This window comes from Aureimonas populi, from assembly GCF_017815515.1.
GTDB lineage: Bacteria > Pseudomonadota > Alphaproteobacteria > Rhizobiales > Rhizobiaceae > Aureimonas > Aureimonas populi.
In genome coordinates, this window is sequence record NZ_CP072611.1 from 1,827,297 (window position 1) to 1,853,789 (window position 26,493).

The window sequence follows — 26,493 nt, forward strand, 5'->3', positions numbered from 1 at the left end:
ATCGGCACCGATGGGTAAAACCTCTTCGTGATGGTTTATCCTTAACGATATGCGACCTAAATGAGCTGAATTGAACGATCGGGATTGGCGTGGGAATGATGGAGCAGGACACGGCGCGTCTTCTGGACGTGGCGGGCCGGTTGATCGAGACGGCCAGGCGCCATGGGGCCGAGGGGGCGGATGCGGCGGTGGTGATCTCGCGCTCGCGCGCGGCCAGCGTGCGCCTCGGCCAGGTGGAGGAGGTGGAGGCCTCCGAGAGCGCCGACCTGTCCCTGCGGGTCTTCGTGGAGGGGCGCGTGGCCGGCGTCTCGGCCGACATCGCCGTCGATCTGGACCGGCTGGTGGAGCGGGCCGTGGCGATGGCTCGGGTTTCCCCGCCGGACCCCTTTGCCGGGCTTGCCGATTCGTCGCTTCTGGCCCGAAACATCCTCGATCTCGATCTCTTCGACGCCTCCAGCGAACCTTCGGGCGAGGATCTCGTGCGCGACGCACTGGTGCTGGAGGAGGCGGCCCGCGCGGTGCCGGGCGTCACCAATTCGGGCGGCGCCTCGGCCTCGGCCGGCTTCACGGGCCTCGTCCTCGCCACCTCCGGCGGCTTTTCCGGCGAGCGCCGCCGCTCGGGCTTCTCGCGCTCCGTCAGCGTCGTGGCCGGGCAGGGCACGGGCATGCAGCGCGACTACGATTTCGACGCCGCCATCCATCTGGCCGATCTGGAAGCGCCCCGCGATATCGGCCGCCGCGCCGGCGAGCGCGCGGTGCGGCGCCTCGACCCGCGCGTGCCCGAGACCGGCCGCTACCCCATCGTCTTCGACCCGCGCATCTCGCGCGGCCTGTTCGGCCATCTCGTCGCGGGCCTTTCGGGCGCGGCGATCGCGCGCGGCACGAGCTTCCTGAAGGACAGGATGGGCGAGCCGATCCTGCCCGAGGGTGTCGATGTGGCCGACGAGCCGCTTCTGCCGCGGCGGGCCGGCTCGCGCCCCTTCGACGGGGAGGGGGTGGCCGGCGGCCGGCTCGCGCTCGTGGAGGGCGGGGTGCTGGCGAACTGGCTGCTGGACTCCACCAGCGCCCGCGAGATCGGCCTTGCCACCAACGGGCGGGCGCAGCGCTCCTCCGCCGGCACCACGCCCGGCATATCCAACGTCGTCGTCTCGGCCGGGCAGCTCAGCCCCGAAGCGCTGATCGCAGAGGCCGGGGAGGGGATCTACGTGACCGAGCTGATCGGCCACGGCGCCGATCTGGTGACGGGTGATTACTCGCGCGGGGCTTCCGGCTTCCTCATAAAGAACGGCCGCCTCGGCGATCCGGTCTCCGAATTCACCATCGCGGGGAATTTGAGGGAGATGTTCCTCGGCCTGACGCTGGCCGACGACCTCGACACGCGCCACCGCATCGTCGCGCCCACCGTGCGGCTGGAGGCGATGACCGTGGCGGGCCGGCGGCCGTGAGCGCCTACGCCGCCGATCTGGCCCTTTTGACGCGCGCCGCCCGCGAGGCGGGCACGATCGCGATGAGCTATTTCCGGCGCGATCCCCAGGTGTTCTGGAAGGAGGGCAATTCCCCCGTCAGCGAGGCCGATCTGGCGGTGGACGGCTTCCTGCGCGATTTCCTCCTCTCGGCCCGCGCCCGCTACGGCTGGGTGTCGGAGGAAACGGCCTCCGAGCCGGCTTACGAGGGCGAGAACCGCTTTTTCGTGATCGATCCCATCGACGGGACGCGCTCCTTCCTGCGCGGCGAGGCCACATGGTGCGTGTCGCTGGCGGTGGTGGAGAACGGCCGGCCGGTGGTGGGCGTCATCGACGTTCCCGTGGCCGCGCAGGTCTTCACCGCCACGGCCGACGGCCCCGCCATGCTGAACCGCCAGCCCTTCGACATGCGCGTGCCCGAAGGGCCGCTGCGCGTCTCCCTGCCGGACCGGGTGCGCCGGAGCCTCTCCCCTGAGGTGGCGGGCGAGCTGGATATCCGGGAAAGCCTGCCCTCGCTGGCCTACAGGCTGGCGCTGGTGGCCAGCGGGCGCTTCGACGGCACCATCGTCCAGCCCCGCGCCAACGACTGGGATATCGCGGCGGCGGACCTCCTTCTGCACCGCTCCGGGGGCGCGCTTCTGACCGCCGAAGGCAAGCAGCATCTTTACAAGCTTCATCCGAGGCGGCATGGCCTGCTTGTCGCCGGTGCCGACCATGCGCTCGACCGCTTGAGAGCCGTCGCCGCGACCCTTGAAGGCGATGCGCCCGTGCGCCGCCCGGACCCCACGAAAGGGCATGACGAACATGGCCGAGACAAAAGACGCTAGGCAGCTCCTCCACCTCGTGTTCGGGGGCGAGCTGAAGAGCCTTTCGAGCAGCGAGTTCAAGGATCTCGGCGCTCTCGACATCGTCGGCATCTTCCCCGACTACCAGAGCGCGCTCACCGCCTGGCGGGGCAAGGCGCAGGCAACCGTGGACAACGCGCAGATGCGCTACTTCATCGTCCACATGCACCGCCTGCTCGAGCCCGAAGGCTTTTGACGGCCGACACCACCACTGCGACGGCCAGGCGCCCGGACGAGCCCGGCGAGAGGGCCGTGCCGTCCGTTCCCGCGCCGGCTCCCAAGCCCGGCTGGCGCAAGCGGGTGGCCCGGCGCGTGAAGCGGTTTGGCCGTTCGGCGCGTTTCGCATCCCTTGCCAGCCGGCTGGCCCATGCCCTGCTGAAGGGTGTGCACGCCACCCAGCGTATGGCCGCGGGCTCGAGCCCGCACGTGGCGATCCTGGAGCGGGAGCATCCCGCCATCGTCGCCCTGTGGCACGGGCAGCATCTTCTGGCGCCCTTCTTCCGCCCGTCGCATCTGCCCTATGTCGCGCTCCTGTCGCGCAGCGCGGACGCGCAGATCAATGCGGGCGTCGTGGAGCGCTTCGGCATTCGCGCCGTGCGCGGCTCGGGCGGGCGCGTGCGCGAGGCGGCCAACCGCAAGGGCGGGGCCAGGGCCTTGATCGAGCTGCGGCGCGCGCTTCAGGACGGGCAGGGCGTGTGCATGATCGCCGACGTGCCCAAGGGCACGCCGCGTGAGGCGGGCCTCGGCGTCGTCATGCTCGCGCGTATTTCCGGGCGGCCCATCGTGCCCGCCGCCGCCATCACCAGCCGCCGCCGCGTGCTGGAACGAACCTGGGACCGCACGACCTTGCCCCTGCCTTTCGGACGCCTCGCCGTGGTGATGGGTGAGCCCATCCATGTTCCCGCCGACGCGGGCGAGGCCTTGATGGAGGCCAAGCGCGCCGAGGTGACGGCCGCCATCGAGGCGGCGAACCGGCGGGCCGCCGAACTCGCCGATGCCGGAGCGCTCTCGTGAGCGATAGCTGGGCCCGTGCCGCGCTCGGCGCCTATCGCATGGCCGGGGCGCTGGCCTATCCGCTGGTCGGCCCCTATGTCGGCTGGCGCGTCTCGCGCGGCAAGGAAGAGAAGGAGCGCCGCCGGGAGCGCTACGGCTTTGCCGGCGTGGAGCGGCCGCATGACGGGCCGCTGGTCTGGGTCCATGCCGCCTCCATCGGCGAGACCGCCGCCGTCACCCCGCTGATCCGCGAGATCGCCGCCGAAGGCATCGCCATCGTGATGACGACGGGAACCGTCAGCTCGGCCGCCGTGGTGCGCGAGCGCCTGTCCGATGCGGTGATCCACCAATATGTGCCGCTTGACCTCAAGCCCTCGATCTCGCGTTTCCTCGACCACTGGCGCCCCGAGCTTGCCATCATGGCCGAGAGCGAGATCTGGCCGATGACCATGCGCGAGCTTCATTTGCGGCGCGTGCCCCAGGTCCTCGTCAACGCCCGCCTGTCGGACCGCTCCTTCCGCCGCTGGCGCGCCGCCTCCTCGCTCGCCGAGGCACTTCTGGAGAATCTCGCCCATGTCGTGGCGCAGTCCAGTGTCGACGGTGAGCGCTTCCATGTGCTGGGCGCACGCGCCGTTACGGTGGCCGGCAATCTGAAGGCCGACACCCAGCCCCCGCCGCTGGACGAGAAGGCCCTGGCCGCGATGAGCCGGAGCGTGGGCCTGCGCCCCGTCTGGGGGGCGATCTCCACTCATGCGGGGGAGGAAAGCCTTGCCGGGCAAGTGCACCTGAAGCTCAGGGAGGACAGGCCGCGCCTCCTCACGCTGATCGTGCCGCGCCATGTGGAGCGCGCCGACGAGATCGAGCGCGAGCTGACCGCCATGGGCCTGCATGTGGCCCGTCGCTCCCGCGGGGAGGAGCCGGACCCCACCACAGACATTCTCCTCGGCGACACGATCGGCGAGATGGGCCTTTATCTGCGGCTTGCCGGCATCGTCTTCGTCGGCAAGTCCCTGAAGGGCGAAGGCGGGCAGAACCCGCTGGAGGCGGCCATGCTCGGCGCGGCCATCCTGTCGGGACGCTATGTCCAGAACTTCCGCGACGTCTACCAGCGGCTCCTGAAGGATGGCGGCGCGCGCATCGTCAAGGATGGCGACCAGCTCGCCCGGGAGGTGCAGACGCTGCTCGACGATCCGCAGGCGCGCCACGCCATGGCCGAGGCGGCGCTCGCCAGCGTGGAGGACATGCGCGGCGCGCTCGGCCGCACGCTTCAGGCGCTCGACCCCTTCCTCCAGCCCCTGAGGCTCGCCGGCGGCTTCGACAGAAGCCCCCGCCAGATCGACCGGCGATGAGGCGCGCGCCCTCTTTCTGGTGGGAGGGGCGCAAGGGCTGGCAGGCCCGGGCGCTGTCTCCCCTCGCCTGGCTCTACGGCGCGGTGGCGCAGCACCGCATGGCGAACGGGCCCCGTGCCACGGTCGAGTCCCCGGTGATCTGCATCGGCAACCTGACGGCCGGCGGCGGCGGCAAGACCCCGACGGCGCTCGCCATCGCCAAGGCCGCCCGGCAGGCCGGCTACGCGCCCGGCTTCCTCTCGCGCGGGCATGGCGGCTCCCTGAGGGCTCCCACGCTCGTCGAGGCGTGGCGCCACGATGCGAGCGAGGTCGGCGACGAGCCGCTGCTCCTGGCGGGCGCGGGGCCGGCCGCCGTCGCGCGCGACCGCCTGGCCGGCGCGCGCCTTCTCATAGGGGCAGGCTGCGACTTCATCGTCATGGACGACGGTTTCCAGAGCCAGCGCCTGGCGGCCGACTTCTCCCTCGTCGCGGTGGATGCCGGGCGCGGTCTCGGCAACGGCGCGGTGATTCCGGCCGGGCCCTTGCGCGCGCCGGCCGAGGCGCAGATGCGCTTTGCCGACGGGGTCGTCGTGATCGGCGAGGGCGAGGGGCGCGAGGCGGGCGTGCGCGCCGGCGCGCGGGCCGGCAAGCCGGTTTTCGAGGCGCGGCTCCACGCGTGCGGCGATCCGCTCGCGGGGGAGCGCGTCCTCGCCTTCGCCGGCATCGCCCGCCCCGGCAAGTTCCACGAGACGCTGGCCGCGATGGGCGCGAGGATCGTGGCGGCCCGCGACTTTCCCGACCATCACCCCTTCACGCCGGCCGAGATCGAGGCGCTGCTCGCCGAGGCCGCCGGCGCGGGGCTGACGCTGGTGACGACCCGCAAGGACGCCGTGCGCCTGAAGGGGCGCGGAGCGGCCGCCGAGCGGCTTCTGTCCGCCGCCCGCGTGGTGGATGTCGAACTCCTGTTCGACCCGCCCGAAACAGCCGCGCGCATCGTGCGCCACACCCTGGAAGCCTATCGCCACCGCCGCTTCGGCTAGACCTCATGCGTCCAGCGCGGGCTCAGGGCCGTGTCAGCCCTTGCGCCCGGCGCGAAGCTCGGCTTCCAGCGAGGCTGCGGCGTCGCGATAGGCTTCCTGCCGGTCCACGCTCCAATATCGAAGAAGCTCGAGCGGGATCGCCTCGCCCGTGATCGCGCAGCGCACGAAGGCGCCGGGGCGGATCACGTCGAATTCGGGCGTATCGTAGCGCAGCACGGCCTCGCCGCCGCTGTCCATCCGGTTCATCTGTGGCCTCGTCAGGATCGTTTCCAGCGTTCAAGCACCCCGGGGCGCGTCTCGTCAACGCCGGCCGAACAGGCGCTCGATATCGGCGATCTTCAGTTCGATGAAGGTGGGCCGGCCGTGGTTGCACTGGCCCGAGCCCGGCGTCGCTTCCATCTGCCTCAGGAGCGCGTTCATCTCCTCCGGCCGGAGCGAGCGGCCGGAGCGCACCGAGCCATGGCAGGCCATGGTGGCGGCCACATGATCGACGCGGCCCTTCAGGCGGTCGGGCGAGCCGGCCTCGGCCAAATCGTCGGCGAGGTCGCGCACCAGCTTGCCCGCATCCACCTCGCCCAGGATGGCGGGCGTCTCGCGCACCGCCACCGCGCCGGGGCCGAAGCGCTCCAGATGCAGGCCGAAGCGAGCGAAGGTCTCCGCGCTCTCCGCCAGCCGGTCGACATCGTCCTCCGGCAGGTCCACCACCTCGGGAATGAGCAGCATCTGCGAGGGCAGGGGGCGCGAATGCAAGGCGCCCTTCAGGGCCTCGTAGACGAGGCGCTCATGGGCGGCGTGCTGGTCCACGAGGACGAGGCTGTCGCCCGTCTCGGCCACGATGAAGGCCTTGTCGATCTGCGCCCGCGCCGCCCCCAGCGGGAAGTCGCGGGCGGGCGGCGGCGCAGGCGCCGGCTCCGGGGCGCGCGCCTGCGGCGCGAAGCCCTGGAACTCGGCCGCCCTCTCCATCAGCCCGGCGCCGGCGAAGCGGTGGGGCTCCTCCTCCAGCGGGCGATAGGGTGAGGCGGCCGGACCCTCCCAGGGCGTCTGCCGCACGGCGGCGTGGGCGGGCGCGGAGAAGCGCGCCATGAGCCCGCTGGCGCCCGAGGTGTCGGGCCGGATGCCCGCGCCGGACAGCGCCTGCCGGATGGCCCCGATGAGCAGGCCGCGCACGAGGCCCCCGTCGCGAAAGCGCACATCCGCCTTGGCCGGGTGCACGTTCACGTCCACATCGGCCGGGTCGATCTCGATGAAGAGCACGGCCACGGGGTGCCGGTCGCGCGCCATGACGTCGGCATAGGCCGCGCGCAGGGCGCTCGCCAGCATCTTGTCGCGCACCGGCCGCCCGTTGACATAGGCGAACTGGTGCAGCGCGTTGCCCCGGTTGAAGGTGGGCAGGCCGACATGGCCGGTCAGCCGCACGCCCTCGCGCGACGCGTCGAGCGCGATCGCGTTGCCCGCGAAGTCCGCGCCCAGGATCGCCGCCATGCGCGCCTCGATGCCGCCGGCCTCCAGCACGAGGGGAGAGCGGTCCGGCCCCGTCAGTTCGAAGCGCACCGCGGGGAAGGCCAGCGCGATGCGCCGCACGATCTCGGTGATCGCGCCCGCCTCGGCCCGCTCGCTCTTGAGGAATTTCAGCCGCGCGGGCACGGCCTGGAAGAGGTCGCGCACCTCCACCACCGTGCCCCGGGAGAGCGCGGCGGGGCGCGGCGCCTCCACCGCGCCGTTCCACACCGCGATCTCGTGGGCGGCCTCCGCGCCCGCAGGCCGCGAGCGCAGCGTCAGCCGCGCGACGGAGGCGATGGAGGGCAGCGCCTCGCCCCGGAAGCCCAGCGTGCGGATGTCGAAGAGGTCGTCGGAGAGCTTCGAGGTGCAGTGCCGGCGCACGGCCAGCGGCAGCTCCTCGGGCGCGATGCCGCAGCCATCGTCGGTGATGCGCAGGAGCGTCTTGCCGCCGCCGGCCGTGGCGATCTCGATGCGCGTGGCGCCCGCGTCGAGGGCGTTCTCCACCAGCTCCTTGACCACGCTCGCCGGGCGCTCGACCACCTCGCCGGCGGCGATCCGGTCGATCACGGTCTCGGGCAACTGGCGGATCGGCATTGCGATTCTCTTTGCGTTTCAGCGCTTGAGGATAAGGGTCGGCGCGTCCGCGATCAAACCGGCTTTTCCAGGAGGATGAAGACCGAGCGCGGCGTGACGACGAGATCGTCCTTCACCGCACGCTCGGGCAGGTCGGGCTCGTCGCTCTGGAGGTGCAGCACGAAACCCTGTCCGTCGCGGGGCGGCGGCAGGCGCACCGGCCGGGACTGACGCCCGGCGTTGAGATAAGCGAGGAGCCGCTCGCCGTCGGCATGGATGGCAAGGCCGAGAAGGTGCCGCGCCGGCTCGTTCCACTCCGCCTCCGTCATCGCCGCCCCGTCCTCGCGCAGCCATTCGACGTCGGGAACGCCGAAGACGACCTCCGACAGGCCGTTGAAGAACCTGTCGCGCGACAGGGCCGGGTGGCCCTTGCGCAGCGCGGCCAGCCGCGCGGTGAAGGCGGCGAGCGCATGGTCGGCTCGCTCCCAGTCCAGCCAGACCGTCTCGTTGTCCTGCGCATAGGCATTGTTGTTGCCGCCCTGCGTGCGGCCGAACTCGTCTCCGGCCACCAGAAAAGGCGTGCCGCGCGCCAGGAAGAGCGTGGCCAGGAGCGCGCGCACGTCGCGCCGGCGCGCCTCGACCACGGCGGGGTCGCCGCTGAAGCCTTCCACGCCGTTGTTCCAGGAATGGTTGTCGCCGTGCCCGTCGCGGTTCGCCTCGCCGTTCGCCTCATTATGCTTGGCCTCGAAGGAGACGAGGTCGGCGAGGGTGAACCCGTCATGGGCGGCGAGGATGTTGACGCCGCTCGAAGGGGTCCGCCCGTCGTGCTGGTAGAGGTCCGGCGAGCCCGACAGGCGCGTGGCGAGCGCCGGCACGCGGCCGGCCTCGCCGCGCCAGAAGCGGCGCACATCGTCGCGGAAGCGGTCGTGCCATTCGAGGAAGGGCCGGGGGAACTGCCCGACGCGGTAGCCGCCCGGCCCGATGTCCCACGCCTCGGCCACATGGATGCGGTCCTTCAGCACCTTGTCCGCCGCCAGCGCCCGGAAGAAGGGGGCGTCGGCGTGGAAACCCTCGCGATCGCGCCCCAGCACCGGGGCGAGATCGTAGCGGAAGCCGTCCAGCCCGGTGGTTTCCACCCATGTGCGCAGCGTGTCGATGAACAGCCGCACCACCGCCGGCCGTTCGGCGGCGAAGGTGTTTCCGGTGCCCGTATGGTTCACGTAGAGCGCCGCGTCGTCCTCGAGCAGGCGGTAGTAGAGCGCATTGTCGAGGCCGCGATAGGAGAGGGTCGGCCCCAGCTCGTCGCTCTCGCCCGAATGGTTCAGCACCACGTCCAGGATCGCGCGGATGCCGCGCGCGTGCAGGGACTCCACCGCCCGGCGCACATCGGCGAGGCCGCCGGGCGCAAGGCGCGGGTCCGGGGCCATGTGCGGCACGGGATTGTAGCCCCAGGCGTTGGAAAGGCCGAGCGGGCCGAGATGCCGCTCGTCGATCCAGGCGGCGAGCGGCATCAACTCCACCGTCTCCACGCCCAGCCTTTCCAGGCCGTCCAGGACGGCCGGCTCGGTCAGCGCCAGCACCGTGCCGCGCCACTGCGGGCGCACGCCCGGATGGCGCATGGAGAAGCCGCGCACGAGAAGCTCGTAGGTCAGCCCCGGCAGACCCGGCGGCAGCGGGGCCGCGTCCCGCGCCGGATCGGTGACGATGGCGCGCGGCACCAGCGGCGCGGTATCCACGCGCCGTTCGGGCGGCAGGCCCAGCGACGGATCGTAGACGAAGGGCCGGTCGATGCGCAGCGCGTAGGGGTCCACCAAGAGCTTCCCCGCGTCGAAGCGGTGGCCGCGGTGAAGGTCGAAGGGGCCGTGCGCGCGCAGCCCGTAGAGCGCGCCCTCCTTCAGCCCCGGCACAAAGCCGAAGAAGACGTCGCCCTGCCGGCCCGGCAGCGCCAGGCGGCGATCCTCATGGGCCCGGCCCGGCCGGAAAAGGCACAGCTCCACCCGCTCGGCATGGTGCGAGAGTACAGCGAAATGGACGCCGTACTCCTCAACGCTCGCGCCGAGGCGGGCCGGGCAGCCGCGCTCGGCGGTGATCGATGGGGCCTTCACGTCACAATCGGGTCAGGTGCGCACATCCGGCCCGCTTCGCCCCGTGCGCTTGCCGATCTCGCCGATGGAATCGGCCGTCTCGATCAGCTCGGCCAGCGCCTCCTCCACCGGCAGGTCGTGGAGGTCCGGGCGGGGCTCGAAGCGCTCCAGATAGACGCGCAGCGTGGCGCCCACCGTGCCGGTGCCCGACAGGCGGAAGACGACGCGCGAGCCGCCGGAGAAGACGATGCGCACGCCCTGGCCGGTGGAGACCGAGCCGTCCACGGGGTCGCGATAGGAGAAGTCGTCGGCCTCCTGCACCACGAGCGAGCCGAAGCGCTGGCCGGACATGGAGGCGAGGCGGTCGCGCAGGCTCTCCATCAGTCCGTTGGCGGCCTTGGCGTCCACCTCCTCGTAATCATGGCGCTGGTAGTAGTTGCGGCCGAACTCGGCCCAATGGCTTTTCACGATCTCGGCCACCGACTGCTTCTTCTCGGCCAGGATGTTCAGCCACAGGAGCACGGCCCAGAGCCCGTCCTTCTCGCGCACATGGTCCGATCCGGTGCCCGCGCTCTCCTCGCCGCAGATCGTCACCTTGCCCGCGTCGAGCAGATTGCCGAAGAACTTCCAGCCGGTCGGCGTCTCGTAGATGCCGAGCCCGCGCGCCTTCGCCACGCGGTCGGCCGCCGCGCTCGTGGGCATGGAGCGTGCGATGCCCGCGATGCCGCGCCGGTAGCCCGGCGCCAGATGCGCGTTGGCCGCCAGCACGGCCAGCGAATCGGAGGGCGTGACCACGATGCCGCGCCCCAGGATCATGTTGCGGTCGCCGTCGCCGTCCGAGGCGGCGCCGAAATCGGGCGCGGTCGGGCCCATCATGAGGTCGACCAGCGGCGCGGCCCACACCACGTTGGGGTCCGGGTGGCCGCCCCCGAAATCCTCGGAGGGCACGCCGTTCAGCACCGTGCCCTCCGGCGCGCCGAGGCGCCGCTCGAGGATCTCCCGGGCATAGGGGCCGGTCACGGCGTGCATGGCGTCGAAGCGCAGCGTCAGCCCGCCGGCGATGGCCGCCGCGATCTTGTCGAAGTCGAACAGCGTCTCCATCAGGGCCGCATAGTCGGCCACGGGGTCGACGATCTCCACCACCGTGTCGCCGAGGCGGTGCTCGCCAAGGGCCGAGAGGTCAGGCGCCTCCTCCTCCGCGATCCGGTACTCGGTGATCTCGCGGGTGCGCCGGTAGATGGCGTCGGTCACGCCCTCCGGCGCGGGGCCGCCATTGGCCACATTGTACTTGATGCCGAAATCACCCTCCGGCCCGCCGGGATTGTGGCTGGCCGAGAGGATGAGGCCGCCGGAAGCCTTGCGCTGGCGGATGAGGTTGGAGGCGGCGGGCGTGGAGAGGATGCCGTTCTGCCCCACGATGAGCCGCCCGTAGCCGTGCGCCGCCGCCATGCGGATGGCGATCCGCACGACCTCCGCGTTGAAGAAGCGCCCGTCGCCGCCGATGACGAGGCTCTGGCCGGCCCCCGGCCCGGCGGCGTCGAAGATCGACTGGATGAAGTTCTGCGCGTAGTTCTCCCGCTGGAAATGCGGGACCTTCTTGCGCAGGCCGGAGGTGCCGGGCTTCTGGTCGTCGAAGGGGGTGGTCGCAACCGTGCGGATCGTCATGGTGCCGCGTTCTCGCCGTTGATGAGGGATTGGTAGAGGGCGGCGTAGCGCCTGGCGCTCGCGCCCCATGAAACGTCGCTTCTCATGGCCTGTTTCTGCAGGGCGCGCCATGCGGGGGGCTCGCCGAAAAGCTCGCAGGCCCGCTGCACCGCCGCCACCAGCGCGTCGGCGTCGAGCGGGGAGAAGACGAAGCCGGTGGCCGCGCCGGAGGCCAGCGCCGCGAAATTGGCGTCGATCACCGTGTCGGCAAGCCCGCCGACGCGCGCCACGATCGGCAGGCATCCATAGCGCAGGGCGCAAAGCTGGGTGAGGCCGCAGGGCTCGAACCGCGAGGGCACCAGAAGCGCGTCCGCGCCCGCCTGCACGCGATGCGCCAGAAGCTCGTCATAGCCGATGCGCACCCCCACGCGGCCGGGGTGGCGCGCCTGCGCGGCCAGGAAGGCGCCCTCCAGCATCCGGTCGCCCGAGCCCACCACGACGAGGCGCGCGCCGAGATGGACGATCCGTTCCAGCGCATCGACCAGCACGTCCATGCCCTTCTGCCAGGTCAGGCGGCTGACGACGGCCAGGACCGGCCCGTCCGCCTCCTCCAGCGAGAACTCCTCCGCCAGCGCGCGCCGGTTGAGCGCGCGGCCCTCCATGGCGTTCGGCCCGAAGGGCGCGGCGATATGGGGATCGCTCATCGGGTTCCAGACATCGGTGTCGATGCCGTTGACGATGCCCACCAGCCGGTCCCGCCGCCCGCGCAGCAGTCCGTCCAGCCCCATGCCGCCTTCGGGCGTGACGATCTCGCGCGCATAGGAAGGGCTGACGGTGGTGACGATGTCGGCCGCGTGCAGGCCGCCCTTGAGGAAGCCGACCGAGCCGTAATACTCGACCCCCTCCAGCGACCATGCGCTGTCAGGCAGGCCCAGCAGCGGAAACACGGCGTGGGGGAAGGTGCCCTGGAAGGCGAGGTTGTGGATCGTCACCATGGATTTGGGGCGAGGGCCCTGCGCGAAGGCCAGATAGACCGGCGCGAGCGCCCCCTGCCAGTCATGCGCCTGCACCACGTCCGGCCGCCAGCCTTCCACCGCGCCCATGCCGATTTCGGCCGCCGCCTTGCCGAGCGCGGCGAAGCGCGCCCAGTTGTCCGGGTGGTCGTAGCCGCCGGGGCCCGCATAGGGGCCGCCGGGGCGCTCGTAGAGATGCGGCGCGTCGAGCAGCAGCAGCTCCACGTTCCCATGGCGCGCCGCCAGCACCATCGCCGGGCCGCCGAAGAGTAGCTCGAAGCGGTGCACCGGCTCGGCGGTGCCCAGTTTCGCCAGCACGCCGGGATAGGCCGGCATCAGAGTGCGCGTCTCGACGCCCACCTCCGCCAGCGCGCCCGGCAGCGCGCCGGCCACATCCGCGAGCCCTCCCGTCTTCACGAGGGGAAAGACCTCGGAGGAAACGGACAGGAGACGTGTCACAGGCGGTCGATCATGGGCTGCGTGACGAGGCAGATGCCGGTCGCCGTGCGGCGGAAGCGCTGCGCGTCGAGCTCTGGGTCCTCGCCGATGACGAGCCCGTCCGGGATGCGAACACCCCGGTCGATCACCGCGCGGGAGACGCGCGCGCCCCGCCCGATCAGGCAATGGGGCAGCACGACCGCATGGTCGAGCACCGACCAGGAGCGCTGGCGCACCCCGGTGAAGAGAAGCGAGCGGGAGAGCGAGCCGCCGGAGATGATGCAGTCGCCCGAGACCAGGGAGGAGACCGCCGTGCCGCGCCGCCCTTCCTCGTCGTGCACGAACTTGGCCGGCGGCGTTACGTCCGCATAGGTCCAGATGGGCCAGTCGCGGTCGTAGATGTCGAGCGGCGGCACCACGTCCGTCAGGTCGATATTGGCCTGCCAGTAGGCGTCCACCGTTCCCACGTCCCGCCAATAGGCGTCGGCCTCGCCCTCCGACTTGACGACGGAGGTGTTGAAGGAATGCGCATAGGCCGTGCCGTGGCGCACGACATGGGGGATGATGTCCTTGCCGAAATCACGCGAGGAGGCCGGATCGGCGGCGTCGCGGCGAAGCTGCTCGGCCAGGAATTTCGTGTCGAAGACATAGATGCCCATGGAGGCCAGCGCCGTGTCCGGCCGGCCGGGAATGGAGGGCGGGTCGGCGGGCTTCTCGATGAAGTCTGTGATGCGCCCGGTCTCGTCCACATGCATCACGCCGAAACCCACTGCCTCCATGCGCGGAACCTCCAGGCAGCCGACGGTCACGTCGGCGCCCGAGTCCACATGGGCCTGAAGCATGATCTCGTAGTCCATCTTGTAGATGTGGTCGCCCGCCAGGATCACCATGTAGCGCGGGGCGTAGTCCTCGATGATGTCGAGATTCTGGTAGACCGCGTCGGCGGTGCCCGCATACCACTGGTCTTCCGAAACGCGCTGGGAGGCGGGCAGCACGTCGAAGCTTTCGTTGCGGCCCGGCCGCAGGAAGTTCCAGCCGCGATGCAGGTGCCGGATCAGGCTGTGGGCCTTGTACTGCGTGGCCACCCCGATGCGCCTTATGCCCGAATTGATGGCGTTGGAGAGCGCGAAGTCGATGATGCGCGTCTTGCCGCCGAAATAGACGGCGGGCTTGGCGCGCGTGTCCGTCAGCTCCATCAGGCGAGACCCGCGCCCGCCGGCAAGCACATAGGCCATCGTATCACGCGCGATCGGCGCGGCGCGGTGGTTCTGCTGCATGGGTGGCCTCCCGTTTCGTTTTTCTGGCGGGAGATTCCTCCCCACGCGCGGCCGAAGATAGCGCCGGGCGCGCCCGGCTTCCATCGCGCGGGAAGGTGGACGGGCGAAGAATTTCGCCTTGTGCGGTTTCCGGCCGGTTCCCATACGACCGGCCGGAAGCCGGTTCAAGCCGAGGGCGGCGTGTGCCAGATGTCCCTCGCATATTCCCGGATCGCCCGGTCGGAGGAGAACCAGCCCATGCGCGCCGTGTTGCGCACGGCGATCGCGTCCCAATGCGCCCGGTCCCCCCACAGCGCGTCGAGCCGCCGCTGGGTGTCCCAATAGGCCTTGAAGTCGGCCGCGATCATCCACCAGTCGCGGTCGCGGATGGCGTCGACAAGGCCGCTGTATCGGCCCGGCTCGTCCTGGCAGAACACGCCGGATGCGATGGAATCGAGCGCCGAGCGCAGGAGCGGCTGCTCCTCGATGGCGCCCCGGCCGGTATGGCCGTTGCGGCGCAGCTCGGCCACCTCGCCCGCCTTCAGCCCGAAGATGAAGATGTTCTCCTCGCCCAGATGCTCCAGCATCTCCACATTGGCCCCGTCCAGCGTGCCGATGGTGAGCGCGCCGTTCAGCGCGAACTTCATGTTGCCGGTGCCCGAGGCTTCCAGCCCCGCCGTCGAGATCTGCTCGGAGATGTCGGCCGCCGGCATGATGATCTCGGCCAGGCTCACATTGTAGTTGGGGATGAAGACGACCTTCAGGAGGTTGCGCACCGCCGGGTCGGAATTGATGACGCGCGAGACGTCGCCGGCCAGCCGGATGATCTCCTTGGCCTGCGCGTAGGAGGGCGCGGCCTTGCCGGCGAAGATCTTGACGCGCGGCGTCCAGTCGATCTCGGGATGGGCGCGGATCTGCTCGTAGAGCGCCACCGCCTCGATGACGTTCAGGAACTGACGCTTGTACTCGTGGATGCGCTTGACCTGGATGTCGAAGATGGCCGAGGGGTCGATGGAGGTCGCCAGCCGGTCCTCGATCTGGGCGCAGAGGCGCTCCTTGTTGGCGCGCTTCACCGCCGCGAACCGCTCCCGGAAGCCGGCATCCTGAGCCAGCGGGTCGAGCTCGATCAGCTTCTCGATATCGTCCCTGAACCCGTCGCCGATAGCCTCGGAGATGAGCCCTGTCAGGCCGGGATTGGACTGGAGCAGCCAGCGGCGGGGCGTGACGCCGTTGGTCTTGTTCTGGATGCGCTCGGGATAGAGGCGGTGGAGGTCGCCGAACACGGTCTCCTTCATCAGCTCGGTGTGAAGGCCGGAGACGCCGTTGACCGAGTGGGAGCCCACGAAGGCGATCTGGCCCATGCGCACGCGCCGCCCGTTGTTCTCGTCGATCAGCGAGATGGCCGAGACGGCCTCGCCGGAGAAGTCCCGCTCGGCGCGCGCGCCGCGGATCACCTCGGCGTTGATGGCGTAGATGATCTGCATCTGGCGCGGCAGGAGCCGCTCGAAGAGCTGCACCGGCCAGGTCTCCAGCGCCTCGGGCAGGAGCGTGTGGTTGGTGTAGGAGAAGGTGGCGCGCGTCACGGCCCACGCCTCGTCCCAGTCCATCTGGTGGACATCCACCAGAAGGCGCATCAGCTCGGCCACCGACACGGCGGGATGCGTGTCGTTGAGCTGGATGGACACCTTGTCGGCGAGGTTCGACAGGCTCTCATTGGTCGTCAGGTGCCGGCGGATGATGTCCTGCAGCGAGGCGGAGGAGAAGAAGAACTCCTGCCGCAGGCGCAGCTCCTGCCCCGCCTGGTGCGAATCGGCGGGGTAGAGGATGCGGGTGATCGCCTCGGCCTTGTTGGATTCCACCAGCGCGCCCACATGGTCGCCCGAATTGAACGTGTCGAGCAGGATGGGGTCCAGCGGATGGGCGCCCCACAGGCGCAGCGTGTTGGCATGGCCGCCGCGCCAGCCGATGACGGGCGTGTCGTAGGCCACGGCCAGCACGCGCTCGGCCGGGCGCCAGACATAGCGCGTGGCCTTGCCGGGCTCCTCCAGCGTCGAGACCTTGCCGCCGAAGCCGATCTCGAAGGACCGCTCGCGCCGCTCGAACTCCCACGGATTGCCGTGGTCGAGCCAGGTTTCCGGCAGCTCCACCTGCGCCCCGTCCACGATCTCCTGCCGGAAGAAGCCGTGGACGTAGCGGATGCCGTAGCCGAAGGCCGGGATGCCGACCGAGGCCATGGACTCCATGAAGCAGGCGGCAAGGCGCCCCAGGCCCCCGTTGCCCAGCGCCGCGTCCGGCTCCAGAAGCTCGACGAGGTCGAGCTCCACGCCGTAGCGCGCCAGCGCCTCGGAAACCGGCTCGGTCAGGCCGAGATTGGAGATCGCATCGCGCAGGAGGCGGCCGATGAGAAATTCCATCGACAGGTAGCAGACGCGCTTGGCGCCCTCCTCGCGCGCCTTGCGGCTGGAGGTCAGCCACTGGTCGATGATGCGGTCGCGCACCGCCAGCGCGGTGGCCTGCTCCCAGTCGTGCAGGCGCGCGGCGTCCGTTGTCTTGCCCAGGGAATAGGTGAGCTTCTCCACGATCTCCAGCGCCAGCGTGTCGGCGTCGTTGCGCCGGGGCTCGGACTTCAGGGTGCGCTGCTTCTGTGCGGTAACGGACATCGGTCAGGACCTCATCGTGGCGATGGCGCGGACGAGGCCGCGTGTGGAGGCGTCGCGCCCCTCGGGCGTCTCCTCTCCCCTTACGACCGGCAGGAGGCCGGTCGCCAGCTCCTTGCCGAGCTCCACGCCCCATTGGTCGAAGGCGTTGATCCCGAAGAGCTGGGCCTCGACGAACACGCGGTGCTCGTAGAGCGCGACGAGGCGGCCGAGGGCGAAGGGCGTCAGCCTGTCGTAGAGGATGGTGATGGAGGGGCGGTCGCCCGAGAACTCGCGGTGGGGCGCGATGCGCTCGGCCTCGTCCGGCGAGCGGCCCGCATCCAGAAGCTGCCGGCGGGCCTCCTCCAGCGTGCGGCCCTTCATCAGGGCCTCGCTCTGCGCCAGGCAGTTGGCGAGCAGGAGATCCTGATGCTCCTTCAACCCGTCCTCATGGCCGTTGGCGGCCACGATGAACTCCACCGGCACGATATCGGTGCCCTGGTGCAGGAGCTGGAAGAAGGCGTGCTGGCCGTTGGTGCCGGGCTCGCCCCACACGAGCGGCCCGGTGGGGGTCGAAACGCGCGCGCCGTCGAGCCCCACATGCTTGCCGTTCGATTCCATGTCGAGCTGCTGGAGATAGGCCGGCAGACGCGACAGGCGCTGGTCGTAGGGGATCACCGCGCGCGACGGGTAGCCCTGCGCCACCCGGTGCCACCAGCCGGCGAGGCCCAGGAGGACGGGCAGGTTCTTCTCCAGCGGCGCCTCTCGGAAGTGCCGGTCCAGCGCGCGCGCCCCGGCCAGGAACTCCCGGAAGCGCTGCGGCCCGATGGCCAGCATCACCGGCAGCCCGATGGCCGACCAGACCGAGTAGCGCCCGCCGACCCAGTCCCAGAAGCCGAAGGTGCGCTCCTGCCCGATGCCGAAGGCCGACACCTTGTCGAGCGCCGTGGAAACGGCGCAGAAATGCGCCCCCACCGCCGCCTCGCCCAGCGCATCGGCGATGAAGCGCCGCGCGGTTTGCGCGTTGGTCATGGTCTCGATGGTGGTGAAGGTCTTGGAGGCGACGACGAAGAGGGTCGTGGCCGGATCGAGGCCCTTGAGCGTATCGGCGATATGGGCGCCGTCCACGTTGGAGACGAAATGCGTGCGCGGCCCGTCATGATAGGGCGAAAGCGCCAGCGCCACCATGACGGGGCCGAGATCGGACCCCCCGATGCCGATATTGACGACATCGGTGAAGCGCGCCCCGCTGGACGAGGCGATGGAGCCCGAGCGCACCCCCTCGCAGAAGCCGGACATGGCGGAGAGGACCGCCTCCACCTCCTCGCCCACGGACGAGCCGTTCACCGCGTAGCCATCGGCGGGCTCGGCGCGCAGGGCGACGTGAAGGACGGCGCGCCCCTCCGTGGCGTTGATCGGCGCGCCATCGAACATGGCATCGCGCCGCTCCTCCAGCGCCTGCGAGCGGGCGAATCGGATCAGCGCGTCGAGATCGTCGCGCCCGAGCGCGCATTTGGACAGATCGAGAAGAAGGTCGTCCAGCCGGAAGGACAGCGCGTCGAAGCGCCCCTCGTCTTCCGCGAAGCGCCGGGCGATGCCCCCGGCCGCGGCCTTGCGACCAAGGCTTTCCAGTTCCTGTTCCAGGCTCAAACCAAACTTCCCCATGCTCGTGCCGGCATCGCTGCCTTCCGCCCGAGTATCTAAGAGCTTTTTGGAATCGGAAAGCCCGTTCGGCCCCCTTCCTTCGCAAGGCTCCCCCGCGCCGCGCGCGGGGAGGGCTCAATATTCGCGTTCGTAGAAGATGCCGACCTCGCCGCCGCCGTCCGCCGTCACCGCGCCGCGCGCCTTCACGTCGCGCCCCAGCTCCAGGTCGATCGACACGCGCCCGGTGCTGTCCACGCCCACATAGGTGTTCTCGTTGATGTAGCGGCCCACGCCCACCGCCGCCTGCCCGTCCGCCGTCGTGCGGATGTCGAGATCGTCCACGCCCAGTTGCGAGCGCAGATTGTCGAGCAGGCCGGAGGAGCCGCCCACGCCGGTGAGCGTGGCCACGGCCGAGGCGAGCTGGGCGATCTGGAGCGGCGACAGGTCCGTCGTCGCCTGTCCGAAGATCAGCCGCGCCAGCACCTCGTCCTGCGGCAGCGCCGGCGTGGAGGTGAAGGCGAAGGCCGGATCGTTGGCCGGGCCGGTGATCAGGATGCGCACCGTCACGTCGCCCGTGTCGGAGGCGGCCACGATATCGAGCGTCGGCACGAGATCGCCCGAGAAGGTGAGCGAGGCGCGCTCGAAATCGAGCCGGCGCGACAGGATCTGGAAACGCCCGCGCTGGAGGTCGAAGGACCCCACGATGGCCAGGTTCTGCGTGGGCCCGGTGATCCGGATCGAGCCGCCGACCTCGAGGTCCAGCCCGCGCCCGCGCACGAAGACGCGATTGGGCGCGTTGAGCGTGACGTCGAGATTGATGCCCCCTTGCGCGCCGCCCGACTGCCTCTCCGGGTTCAGCTCGCGCTGCTGGCGGTAGACCGCCGGCGGTGCGTTGACATGGCGCACGTCGATCTGCGCCAGGGAGGAGGGCAGGTTCTCCGGCACGAGGATATTGGCCTCGCGCAGGTCGACCGTGCCGGCCAGCGTCGGCGAGCCGGTGAGGGGGCCGGTGAAGGTCAGGTTCGCGTCGAGCTGCGTGGTCAGGAACTCGCCATCGGCATAGCGCGCGCCGTTGGCCTGGATCGAGAGATTGGCGGGGAAGCCGTCCGTCAGGCCCACCGTGCCCGAAACCGCGATGGTGCCGCCCGCGCCGAGGCTGGCCGAAAAGCTCTGGATCGTCGCCGTCTGGCCCGAGAGCGCCACGGTGGTCGTGATGTTGTTGACGACGACGTTCTGCCCCGTGTCGATGAACTGCGCGCCGCTGGTCGAGATCGTGCCGTTGACGTTGGGGGCGGCGGCGGTGCCGGAGACGGAGGCGTTGACCGCCACCGTGCCGCTGATCGAGCGCCCGCCTTCTGCCAGGATGCGATTGGCGAGGGAGAGCGGCGCGGTGCCGTTCAGCGACAGGTCGAAGCTCGGCGTGCCGGCGACATTGACCGAGCCGGAGGCCGAGAAGTCGATGCCCGAGCCCGCCAGCGTCAGCGCGTTGAGGTTGACGCTGTTGCCGGCATAGGTGCCGTCGGCCGAGACGTTCAGCGGCCCGACGCCCGCATCGCGCGTCTGCGCGACGGAGAGGCCGGTGGCGGAGATATCGTAGGTCACGCTCGGAGCGGCGATGGAGCCCGTGGCCGAGACCGTGCCTGCGATGGTGCCGGCCGGCGCGAGGTCGGGCGCCACGGCGCTGGCGAGCGAGGCGGGGATCGCGGCCAGCGTCACGTCCACATCCAGCACCTGGCCCACCGTGCCCGTGGCGGTGATCGTGCCGCCGCCCTGCAACTCGACGCGGGCATTGGAAAGCTGCGCCGTGCCGTTGGAATAGGTGCCGGCCGCCACGGCGTCGAGCGGCGGCGCGCCGAAGGCGCGGGCCTGCGCCACGGACACGCCCGACGCGCTGACGTCGAACTGCGCGGCCGGGTTGGCAAGCGGGCCGCTGGCCGAGACATTGCCCGAGAGCGTGCCCTGCGCCCCGAGATCGGGCACGAACCCGTCCGCCAGCGCCAGCGGGAGCTGGTTCACCACCAGATCGATGTCGAGAAGCTCGCCCACCGTGCCGGTGACGGAAAGGTTTCCGCTGCCCACATCCACGGTGCCGGCTTCGATGGTGGCCGTGCCGCCGGCATAGGAGCCGCGCGCCAGCGCGTCGAGCGCGGGCACGTTCGCGGCGCGCGTGCGTGCCACCGAGATGGCGTCGGCGCTGACATCGAAGGTCGCGGCGGGGTTGGCGAGCGAGCCGGTGGCCGCCGCCGAGCCGGACAAGGTGCCTTGCGCGCCCAGATCGGTCACGAAGGCATTGGCGAGCGCCACGGGCAGGTTGTCGAGAACGAGCAGCAGGTCGAGCGCCTCGCCCGCCGTGCCGGAGGCGGAGAGGCGACCGGTGCCGGCGTCCAGCTCGGCCTGCCGGAGCGTCAGCGTCTCGTTCTCGTAAGCGCCCCCGAGGGTCAGCGCGACCGATTGCACGCCGGACTGGCGCAGCGGCTCGGCCGAGAGATTGGCGCCGGACAGCTCGAAGGTCGCCGAAGGGTCCGCGATGGAGCCCATGGCCGCGACATTGCCCGACAGCGTGCCCGAGGCGTCGAGGCCCGCGACGAAGCCGTTGGCGAGCCCGGCCGGAACATCGGAAAGGTCGAGCTGGAGATTGAGGTCGCGGCCGACGCTGCCGACGGCCCGGATCTCGCCGTCGCCGATATCGACCAGCGCCTCCTGGAAGCGCACCGTGCCGTTGCGCAGCGCGCCCGAAATATCGAGCGTCAGCGGCGCGATGCCGGAAGCGGCCACGCGCGCGGCGGTGATGCCGGTGCCGTCCAGATCGAAGATCACGACCGGATTGTCCGCCGCGCCGCTCGCGCGCGCCGTGCCCGAGATCGACCCCTGCGCGTCCAGCCCCTGGACGAAACCGTTGGCGAGCGAGACGGGCGCCGCGTTCACCGCGATGTCGAGCGCCAGCGTCCGGCCGACATCGCCGGTCGCGGAGATCGTGCCCTCGCCCAGGTCGAGCGTGGCCTGCTCCAGCGTCGCGATGGCGTTGCGGTAGCGCCCCTCCACATGGAGTTCCAGCGTGTCGAGCCCCGCGGCGCGGGTCTGGCTCGTCTCGAGGGCGGAGCCCGAAAGGATGAAATCCGCGCGCGGGTTCGCGATGGGGCCGGCGGTCTGGAGCGTGCCGGTCAGGAAGCCCGAGGCGTCGAGCCCGGCGACGAAGGGGTTGGCGATGGCGAGCGGAAAGGCGTCGAGCGCCACATCGAGATCGACGCCTTCGCCCACCGTGCCGGACGCCGTCAGCGATCCCTCGCCCACCGAAAGCAGGATCTCGCCGAGATTGACGATGCCCCCGCCCAGAACCACCGTCGTGGGCTGCCGCAGGGCCACGGCGGCGTTCTCGATCTCCGCCGTCAGCGTGCGCAGGGCCACGCGAACGCCGGTGTCGATCACCTCCAGATCGCCGATGAAGGCGATGGGCACCGAGTTCACCGTCACGCCCGCGTCGATCACGGTCTGGTCGTTCAGGTTGGCCAGTTCGACCGACAGGTCCTCCACGGTCAGCGTGGCGGCCTGCAGGTCGGCCGCCGCCACCGTGCCGGCGGCCACGGGCCGGAGCAGATAGTCGGTCACGCGCACGTCGATGTCGGCGCCTGCCAGCGTCGTGCCGGCGGCGGCGAGGCTGGTGGAGGAGAGGTCGAGATCGACCACCGGCGTGCCGCCGTTGCCGCGCGCGAACACCGCCTCGCCGGACAAGTCGCCCGAGGCGTCCCGCCCGGCCAGCGCGGCAAGGGTGGCGATGTCCGGCAGGGCGAGCGTAAGCTGACCGAGGGGCACGTTCTGCGCGTCGATCGTCAGTTCGCCGGCGATCCGGTTCTCGCCCTGCTCCAGGAGAAGGTCGCGGATGACGCGCTCGCCCTCGGCCAGCGTCTCGACATCGGCGCTGACCCGCAGCGGCTGGTTGTTGTAGGTGCCCGAAACCGCCACCGTGGCGCTCGGCGCCTCGCTGGCGAAAGTGCCCTGCACGCGCGCGTCGATGTCGCTCAGCTCGCGACCGCCCACGACAAGGCCGCTGCCGGTGAGCGCGAGGTCCAGCCGGGGGGCGGAGAGGGGGCCGCTCGCGTCCAGCGAGAACTGCGCCTGGCCCGTCAGGGCCGTGTCGGGATTTTGCGACTGGTCGAGGCGCCCGTCGATATCGGCCGCGATGGTCTCGCCGGCAAGACTCGCCGAGCCGCCGATCTCCAGCCCCTCGCCCGTCAGGGCGAGATCGCGCACGGAGAGGTCGCCCTCGGCCGAGCGCGAGACGGCGCCCGCCAGCGCCACCCGCTCACCCGCATAGGTGACGGCGTCGGCATAAAGGGCGCGGGTCTCCACATCGCTCGTCAGGGCGAGGTCGAAGGTCGAGAAGTTCAGCGCGGCCGTGCCGGAGAGGGCGGCATTGGCCGTGCGGGTCGAAGCCTGCGCGCTCTCCAGGACGAGGCCCTCCTCCTGGAGCGCCCCGGCCACCTCGATGGTGACGGGCCCTTGCAGGAGGTTCTGCTGCACGCCGGCAGGGGCGGAAAGGGTGCGCGCGTTGGCGGAGATGTCGAAGGGCCCGCGCAGCGTGTTCAGGTCGAAGCCGGGGCTGGTGACGCGCGCTTCCAGCGCGCTGGCCGCATAGTCGCCGAAGCTTGCCGTGCGCAGCCGCGCCGTCGCGTCCAGCCCGGCTGCCGAGAGCGCCCCGGTCAGGCGCGCCTCGAGGCCGGAAATCTCGAGCTGCGTGCGGCTGGTGCCGGTGCCGAAAGCGAGGGGCACGGGGTTGCCGGCATCCGTGGCGATGGTGACGCTCAAATCGTTGCCCGCCCCGTTGGGGTCGTAGGCGCCGCGCGCGTCGAGCTGGAGATTGCCGGAGACGACGCGGCCCTCGTCCACCACGATCACCCCGTCCTCGCGCAGGAGAACCGCCACGTCGAGCTCGGCCGTGTCGCCCACCACGTCCACATATTGCTCGGGAACGAAGGGGCCGGTGATGGTGGAGATGTCGGCGCTCACGCGCCGCCCGTCCGTCCCGTCCGCGACCTGGGCGGAGAGGGTGATCGCGCGCTCGCCGGCGATGTCGAGCGCGCCCTCGGCGGAAAAGTCGGTGAGCGGCCCGGTGCCGGAGACCGTCAGGTTGACGGGCGGGGCGCCGGGCAGGTCCAGAAGGCCCGCCACGATGCCGCCCGCCGGCTCGGAGGCGTTGACGTCCACGACGAGCCGGTTCTCGTCGGGCGCGAAGGCCAGCGTGAGCGCCACCTGGCCGGGCTGGTCGAGGCGCTGGACATTGGCCGAGACGTCCAGAAGCGTGGGCTCGTTGGAAAGCGCCAGGGAGGCGCTGGCCGAAAGCGCGGCCGCCACGCCGGCCACCGCCTCTCCGAGCACGAATTCCGAGATGGCGATCTCGCCGATATCGGCGGTGATCGCCGGCAGGGAGAAGCCGCCCGACCTGTCCGCTTCCGGGTCCTGCGGCGCGGAGCCGGGCAGGCGCGTCAGCTCGATGCGGCCGGCCGTCAGGCTCTCGATGCTCACCTGCGAGCGCGCCAGCGCGAGCGGCGACCAGTCCATCGCCAGGTCGCTGGCCGTCAGATAGACGCCGTCCGCGTCGGAAACCGTGACCTCCCCGATGCGCAGCGCGCCGGACAGGGCGCCCGACAGGCCGGTGATCTCCACCTGCGCATTCTCCGAGGAGATCAGCCGGGCGATCTGGTTGGCGACGAACTGCTGGGCGCTGGCGGGCGTGGCAACGCCCGCAAGGCCGAAGGCCAGCGCGAAGGGGGCGAGACGGCGGCGGATCGTCATCATCAGAAGGCCTGTCCGATACCGGCATAAATCTGGAAGGAGCCGTCGCGCGGGCCCGGATCGAGCGGGATGCCCACGTCGAGGCGGATCGGGCCGAAGCCGGTGAGGTAGCGCGCCCCGACGCCCGCGCCGAGCTTGAACTCGCCGAAATCGGGGAAGAGGTCGTCCGACACGGTGCCCCCGTCGATGAAGGGCACGATCTGGATGTTTTCGGTGACGCCGATGCGCAATTCGGCCGAGGCCTCGAACAGGGAGAGGCCGCCCGTCGGTGTGTCGACGAACAGCTCGTTGGCGCCGGGCAGCACCTCGGACGGGTAATAGGGGCCGATGGACTGGAAGGTGTAGCCGCGCACGGAACCGCCGCCGCCCGCGTAGAAGCGCCGCGAGTTGGGCACGTCCATCAGGTCCGCGCCCAGCACCGTCCCCAGCGCCGCGCGCCCGGCCACCACGAAGCGCGCCTCCTCGTCGAAGGCGAGATAGGCCGAGACATCGCCCCGCGCCTTGAAGAAGGGAGTGGAGTTGATCGCGTCGAAGGAGGGCTCGCCGGTGAACTGGAGGCGGAAGCCCTCGGTCGGGTTCAGCTCGTCGTTGCGCGCGTCGTAGGTATAGGTGACGGGCAGGGAGCCGATCAGGAAATCCTCGGTGCCGAGATAGTCGGTGATATCCTCGTACTCGACGCGAATGCTCGCGCTGGCGCTCTGGCGCTCGTCGATCCGGTATTCCACGCCGCTGGTGCCCGCGATGGAGTAGCGGTCATAGGCCAGCGGCTGCTCGCGCAGCGCGATCAGCGAGCCGACATAGACCGAATCGGGGCCGAGCACGCCGGGCTTGCGGAAGACCGCCGAGGCCCGGTAGTCCGCGCCCTCGATCTCGCGGCCGTTGTCGGAAATCTCGTTGGCGCCGAGGCGCGAGACGGCGCCCTCCAGGCGGATGCTCTCGGCCCGGCCGAAGAGGTTGCGGCGCTCGTAATAGACGTTCGCGCCGGCCCCTTCCGTGTTGGAGAAGGTCGCGCCCGCGCCAAACGTGTTGAAGGGCCGCTCGGCGATCTCCACGAACACGGGCAGCGTGCCGTCCGCAGCCTGCGCGTCCGCCGGCCGCACATTGACGCTGGAGAAGACGCCGAGGCCGGTCAGGCGCTCGCGCGCCCGGTCGATCACCTCCGGCGAATAGGTCGTGCCGGGCTCGATGCCCGCTATGTAGGCGACGAAGCCGGGGATGACGCGCCGGGTGCCCGACACGCCCGTCTCGCCGAAGGGCACCGGCTCGCCGGGGGAAAGCTCCAGCGCGTAGTCGAGCCGCGCCGTGGCGCTGTCGGCCACCACGTCGCGCCCGGTCACGGCCACGAAGGGCCGCCCGGTCTCGCGCAGGTCGCGGTAGATCTGGTTCTCGGCCGCCAGGACGCGCACCGAGTCGGCGGCTTCCCCCGCCTCCAGCCCGTATTCCGCCGGGTCGATCGGCACGCCCTGGGCGCTGATGGCGACCCGGCCGATGGTGAAGAGCTGGCCCGGCGTGACGGTGATCGTCACCGGCACGGGCCGGGACGTGTCGAAGGTGGCGTCCGGCGGCAGGTCCGCGATGTCCTGCCCCTCGATGCGGATGGTGACGATGCCCTCGTAGCGCGAGTTCTCGTACAGCGCGGCAACGAGGCGGCGGCGGTCGTTGCGCGCCTTGGACAGAAGCCCGAGCGAGCCCGAGACGGCCTCGTGCTCGTCCGCGACGAGGGTGGAGGCGCTCTCCAGAATGTCCTGCAGGCCCTCCACCTCGGGCGTGACGGTGAGGCTGACCGTGTATTCCACCGGATCGACGATCTCGTCCTCGACCTCGTCGTCGCTGGAGAACAAGCCGAAAGGATCGAGCAGGCTGCGCGCGTCCACCGGGGCGGGCAAGGCCGAGGCAACGACCAGCCCGAACATTCCCGTCAACGCGAGTTGGCCCGCCAAGCCCTTGAAACCGATACGCAATGAACGTCTTCTCTTCGCAAGGACCTGCCCGTACCCGAAGGGCGGGGTTCCGGCCGGCGACGATCCCGCGGCTCTCATCCCCCCGGCGGCCCTGCGATGGCCGCCCGCGCCCTCCAAGCGTGTGCCCTCAAGATGGCGGCAAAGGCCCCCGCCTGACAACGCCCAAATCTGTGGTCTGGCGTGAAAGAGGGGGCGCGAAGCCTATTGCGCGAACATTTTGTGGGACTTGTGCCACACTCCTTTCCCATCGCTGGAAGCTTGTACGAGAAAAGCCGGCGGGGTGTC

At 70.8% G+C, this 26,493-nt stretch carries 16 protein-coding genes; 6 read left to right on the plus strand and 10 right to left on the minus strand.

Annotation, left to right across the window (positions count from 1 at the left end; all coding sequences use genetic code 11):
- Window positions 1-98 precede the first annotated feature (98 nt).
- The 6 genes from J7654_RS08405 to lpxK are packed head-to-tail and all read left to right on the plus strand — an operon-like array spanning window position 99 to window position 5,669.
- Window positions 99-1,445 carry a TldD/PmbA family protein gene (locus J7654_RS08405; RefSeq protein ID WP_209740350.1) on the plus strand — a complete coding sequence of 449 codons (1,347 nt, stop codon included), beginning with the start codon at window positions 99-101 and terminating at the stop codon, window positions 1,443-1,445.
- A complete protein-coding gene (locus J7654_RS08410; protein ID WP_245195723.1) occupies window positions 1,442-2,290 on the plus strand; it encodes a 3'(2'),5'-bisphosphate nucleotidase CysQ in 849 nt (282 codons plus the stop codon). Before J7654_RS08405 ends, J7654_RS08410 begins: the two co-directional genes overlap by 4 nt.
- Complete coding sequence (locus tag J7654_RS08415) at window positions 2,268-2,504, plus strand: DUF4170 domain-containing protein (RefSeq protein WP_209739899.1); 237 nt, start codon at window positions 2,268-2,270, stop codon at window positions 2,502-2,504. The genes J7654_RS08410 and J7654_RS08415 overlap by 23 nt, the downstream gene beginning before the upstream one ends.
- Window positions 2,501-3,322: a lysophospholipid acyltransferase family protein gene (locus tag J7654_RS08420; RefSeq protein WP_245195724.1), complete on the plus strand. Its 822-nt coding sequence runs from the start codon at window positions 2,501-2,503 to the stop codon at window positions 3,320-3,322. Before J7654_RS08415 ends, J7654_RS08420 begins: the two co-directional genes overlap by 4 nt.
- Window positions 3,319-4,650, plus strand: a complete 1,332-nt coding sequence (gene waaA, locus J7654_RS08425; protein ID WP_209739902.1) for a lipid IV(A) 3-deoxy-D-manno-octulosonic acid transferase — start codon at window positions 3,319-3,321, stop codon at window positions 4,648-4,650. Before J7654_RS08420 ends, waaA begins: the two co-directional genes overlap by 4 nt.
- On the plus strand, window positions 4,647-5,669 hold the full coding sequence (gene lpxK / locus J7654_RS08430) for a tetraacyldisaccharide 4'-kinase (RefSeq protein WP_209739905.1): 1,023 nt from the start codon (window positions 4,647-4,649) through the stop codon (window positions 5,667-5,669). The genes waaA and lpxK overlap by 4 nt, the downstream gene beginning before the upstream one ends.
- A gap of 33 nt (window positions 5,670-5,702) precedes the next feature.
- Here the strand turns inward: lpxK and J7654_RS08435 are convergent, their stop codons facing one another.
- The 10 genes from J7654_RS08435 to J7654_RS08480 form a co-directional block, all read right to left on the minus strand.
- Complete coding sequence (locus J7654_RS08435; RefSeq protein ID WP_209739908.1) at window positions 5,703-5,915, minus strand: DUF2093 domain-containing protein; 213 nt, start codon at window positions 5,913-5,915, stop codon at window positions 5,703-5,705.
- Window positions 5,916-5,969: 54 nt separating this feature from the next.
- Window positions 5,970-7,763: a DNA mismatch repair endonuclease MutL gene (mutL, locus tag J7654_RS08440; RefSeq protein ID WP_209739911.1), complete on the minus strand. Its 1,794-nt coding sequence runs from the start codon at window positions 7,761-7,763 to the stop codon at window positions 5,970-5,972.
- Between the two features lie 53 nt (window positions 7,764-7,816).
- Window positions 7,817-9,847, minus strand: a complete 2,031-nt coding sequence (glgX, locus tag J7654_RS08445) for a glycogen debranching protein GlgX (RefSeq protein WP_209739913.1) — start codon at window positions 9,845-9,847, stop codon at window positions 7,817-7,819.
- A 12-nt stretch (window positions 9,848-9,859) separates the two neighbouring features.
- Window positions 9,860-11,491, minus strand: a complete 1,632-nt coding sequence (locus J7654_RS08450) for an alpha-D-glucose phosphate-specific phosphoglucomutase (protein ID WP_209739916.1) — start codon at window positions 11,489-11,491, stop codon at window positions 9,860-9,862.
- The gene (gene glgA, locus J7654_RS08455; protein WP_209739919.1) at window positions 11,488-12,942 is read right to left on the minus strand and encodes a glycogen synthase GlgA; all 1,455 of its coding nucleotides are present in this window, start codon (window positions 12,940-12,942) and stop codon (window positions 11,488-11,490) included. Before glgA ends, J7654_RS08450 begins: the two co-directional genes overlap by 4 nt.
- Window positions 12,939-14,198 (minus strand): glucose-1-phosphate adenylyltransferase, encoded by a 1,260-nt coding sequence (gene glgC / locus J7654_RS08460; protein ID WP_209739922.1) that lies wholly within the window; start codon window positions 14,196-14,198, stop codon window positions 12,939-12,941. Before glgC ends, glgA begins: the two co-directional genes overlap by 4 nt.
- Before the next feature lie 164 nt (window positions 14,199-14,362).
- Window positions 14,363-16,837 carry a glycogen/starch/alpha-glucan phosphorylase gene (locus J7654_RS08465; RefSeq protein ID WP_209739925.1) on the minus strand — a complete coding sequence of 825 codons (2,475 nt, stop codon included), beginning with the start codon at window positions 16,835-16,837 and terminating at the stop codon, window positions 14,363-14,365.
- 3 nt (window positions 16,838-16,840) lie between these two features.
- Window positions 16,841-18,478 (minus strand): glucose-6-phosphate isomerase, encoded by a 1,638-nt coding sequence (gene pgi / locus J7654_RS08470; RefSeq protein ID WP_209739928.1) that lies wholly within the window; start codon window positions 18,476-18,478, stop codon window positions 16,841-16,843.
- Window positions 18,479-18,592: 114 nt separating this feature from the next.
- Entirely contained in the window at window positions 18,593-24,250 is a 5,658-nt protein-coding gene (locus J7654_RS08475; RefSeq protein ID WP_209739931.1) for a translocation/assembly module TamB domain-containing protein, read from the minus strand.
- Entirely contained in the window at window positions 24,250-26,208 is a 1,959-nt protein-coding gene (locus tag J7654_RS08480; RefSeq protein WP_245195725.1) for an autotransporter assembly complex protein TamA, read from the minus strand. The genes J7654_RS08475 and J7654_RS08480 overlap by 1 nt, the downstream gene beginning before the upstream one ends.
- Window positions 26,209-26,493: the final 285 nt, after the last annotated feature.

Coding starts and splice junctions, on each gene's coding strand:
- J7654_RS08405 (WP_209740350.1), top strand. CDS start 99: ATGGAGCAGGACACGGCGCGTCTTCTGGACGTGGCGGGCCGGTTGATC.
- J7654_RS08415 (WP_209739899.1), top strand. CDS start 2,268: ATGGCCGAGACAAAAGACGCTAGGCAGCTCCTCCACCTCGTGTTCGGG.
- lpxK (WP_209739905.1), top strand. CDS start 4,647: ATGAGGCGCGCGCCCTCTTTCTGGTGGGAGGGGCGCAAGGGCTGGCAG.
- J7654_RS08435 (WP_209739908.1), bottom strand. CDS start 5,915: ATGAACCGGATGGACAGCGGCGGCGAGGCCGTGCTGCGCTACGATACG.
- mutL (WP_209739911.1), bottom strand. CDS start 7,763: ATGCCGATCCGCCAGTTGCCCGAGACCGTGATCGACCGGATCGCCGCC.
- J7654_RS08450 (WP_209739916.1), bottom strand. CDS start 11,491: ATGACGATCCGCACGGTTGCGACCACCCCCTTCGACGACCAGAAGCCC.
- glgC (WP_209739922.1), bottom strand. CDS start 14,198: ATGCAGCAGAACCACCGCGCCGCGCCGATCGCGCGTGATACGATGGCC.
- J7654_RS08465 (WP_209739925.1), bottom strand. CDS start 16,837: ATGTCCGTTACCGCACAGAAGCAGCGCACCCTGAAGTCCGAGCCCCGG.
- pgi (WP_209739928.1), bottom strand. CDS start 18,478: ATGGGGAAGTTTGGTTTGAGCCTGGAACAGGAACTGGAAAGCCTTGGT.
- J7654_RS08475 (WP_209739931.1), bottom strand. CDS start 24,250: ATGATGACGATCCGCCGCCGTCTCGCCCCCTTCGCGCTGGCCTTCGGC.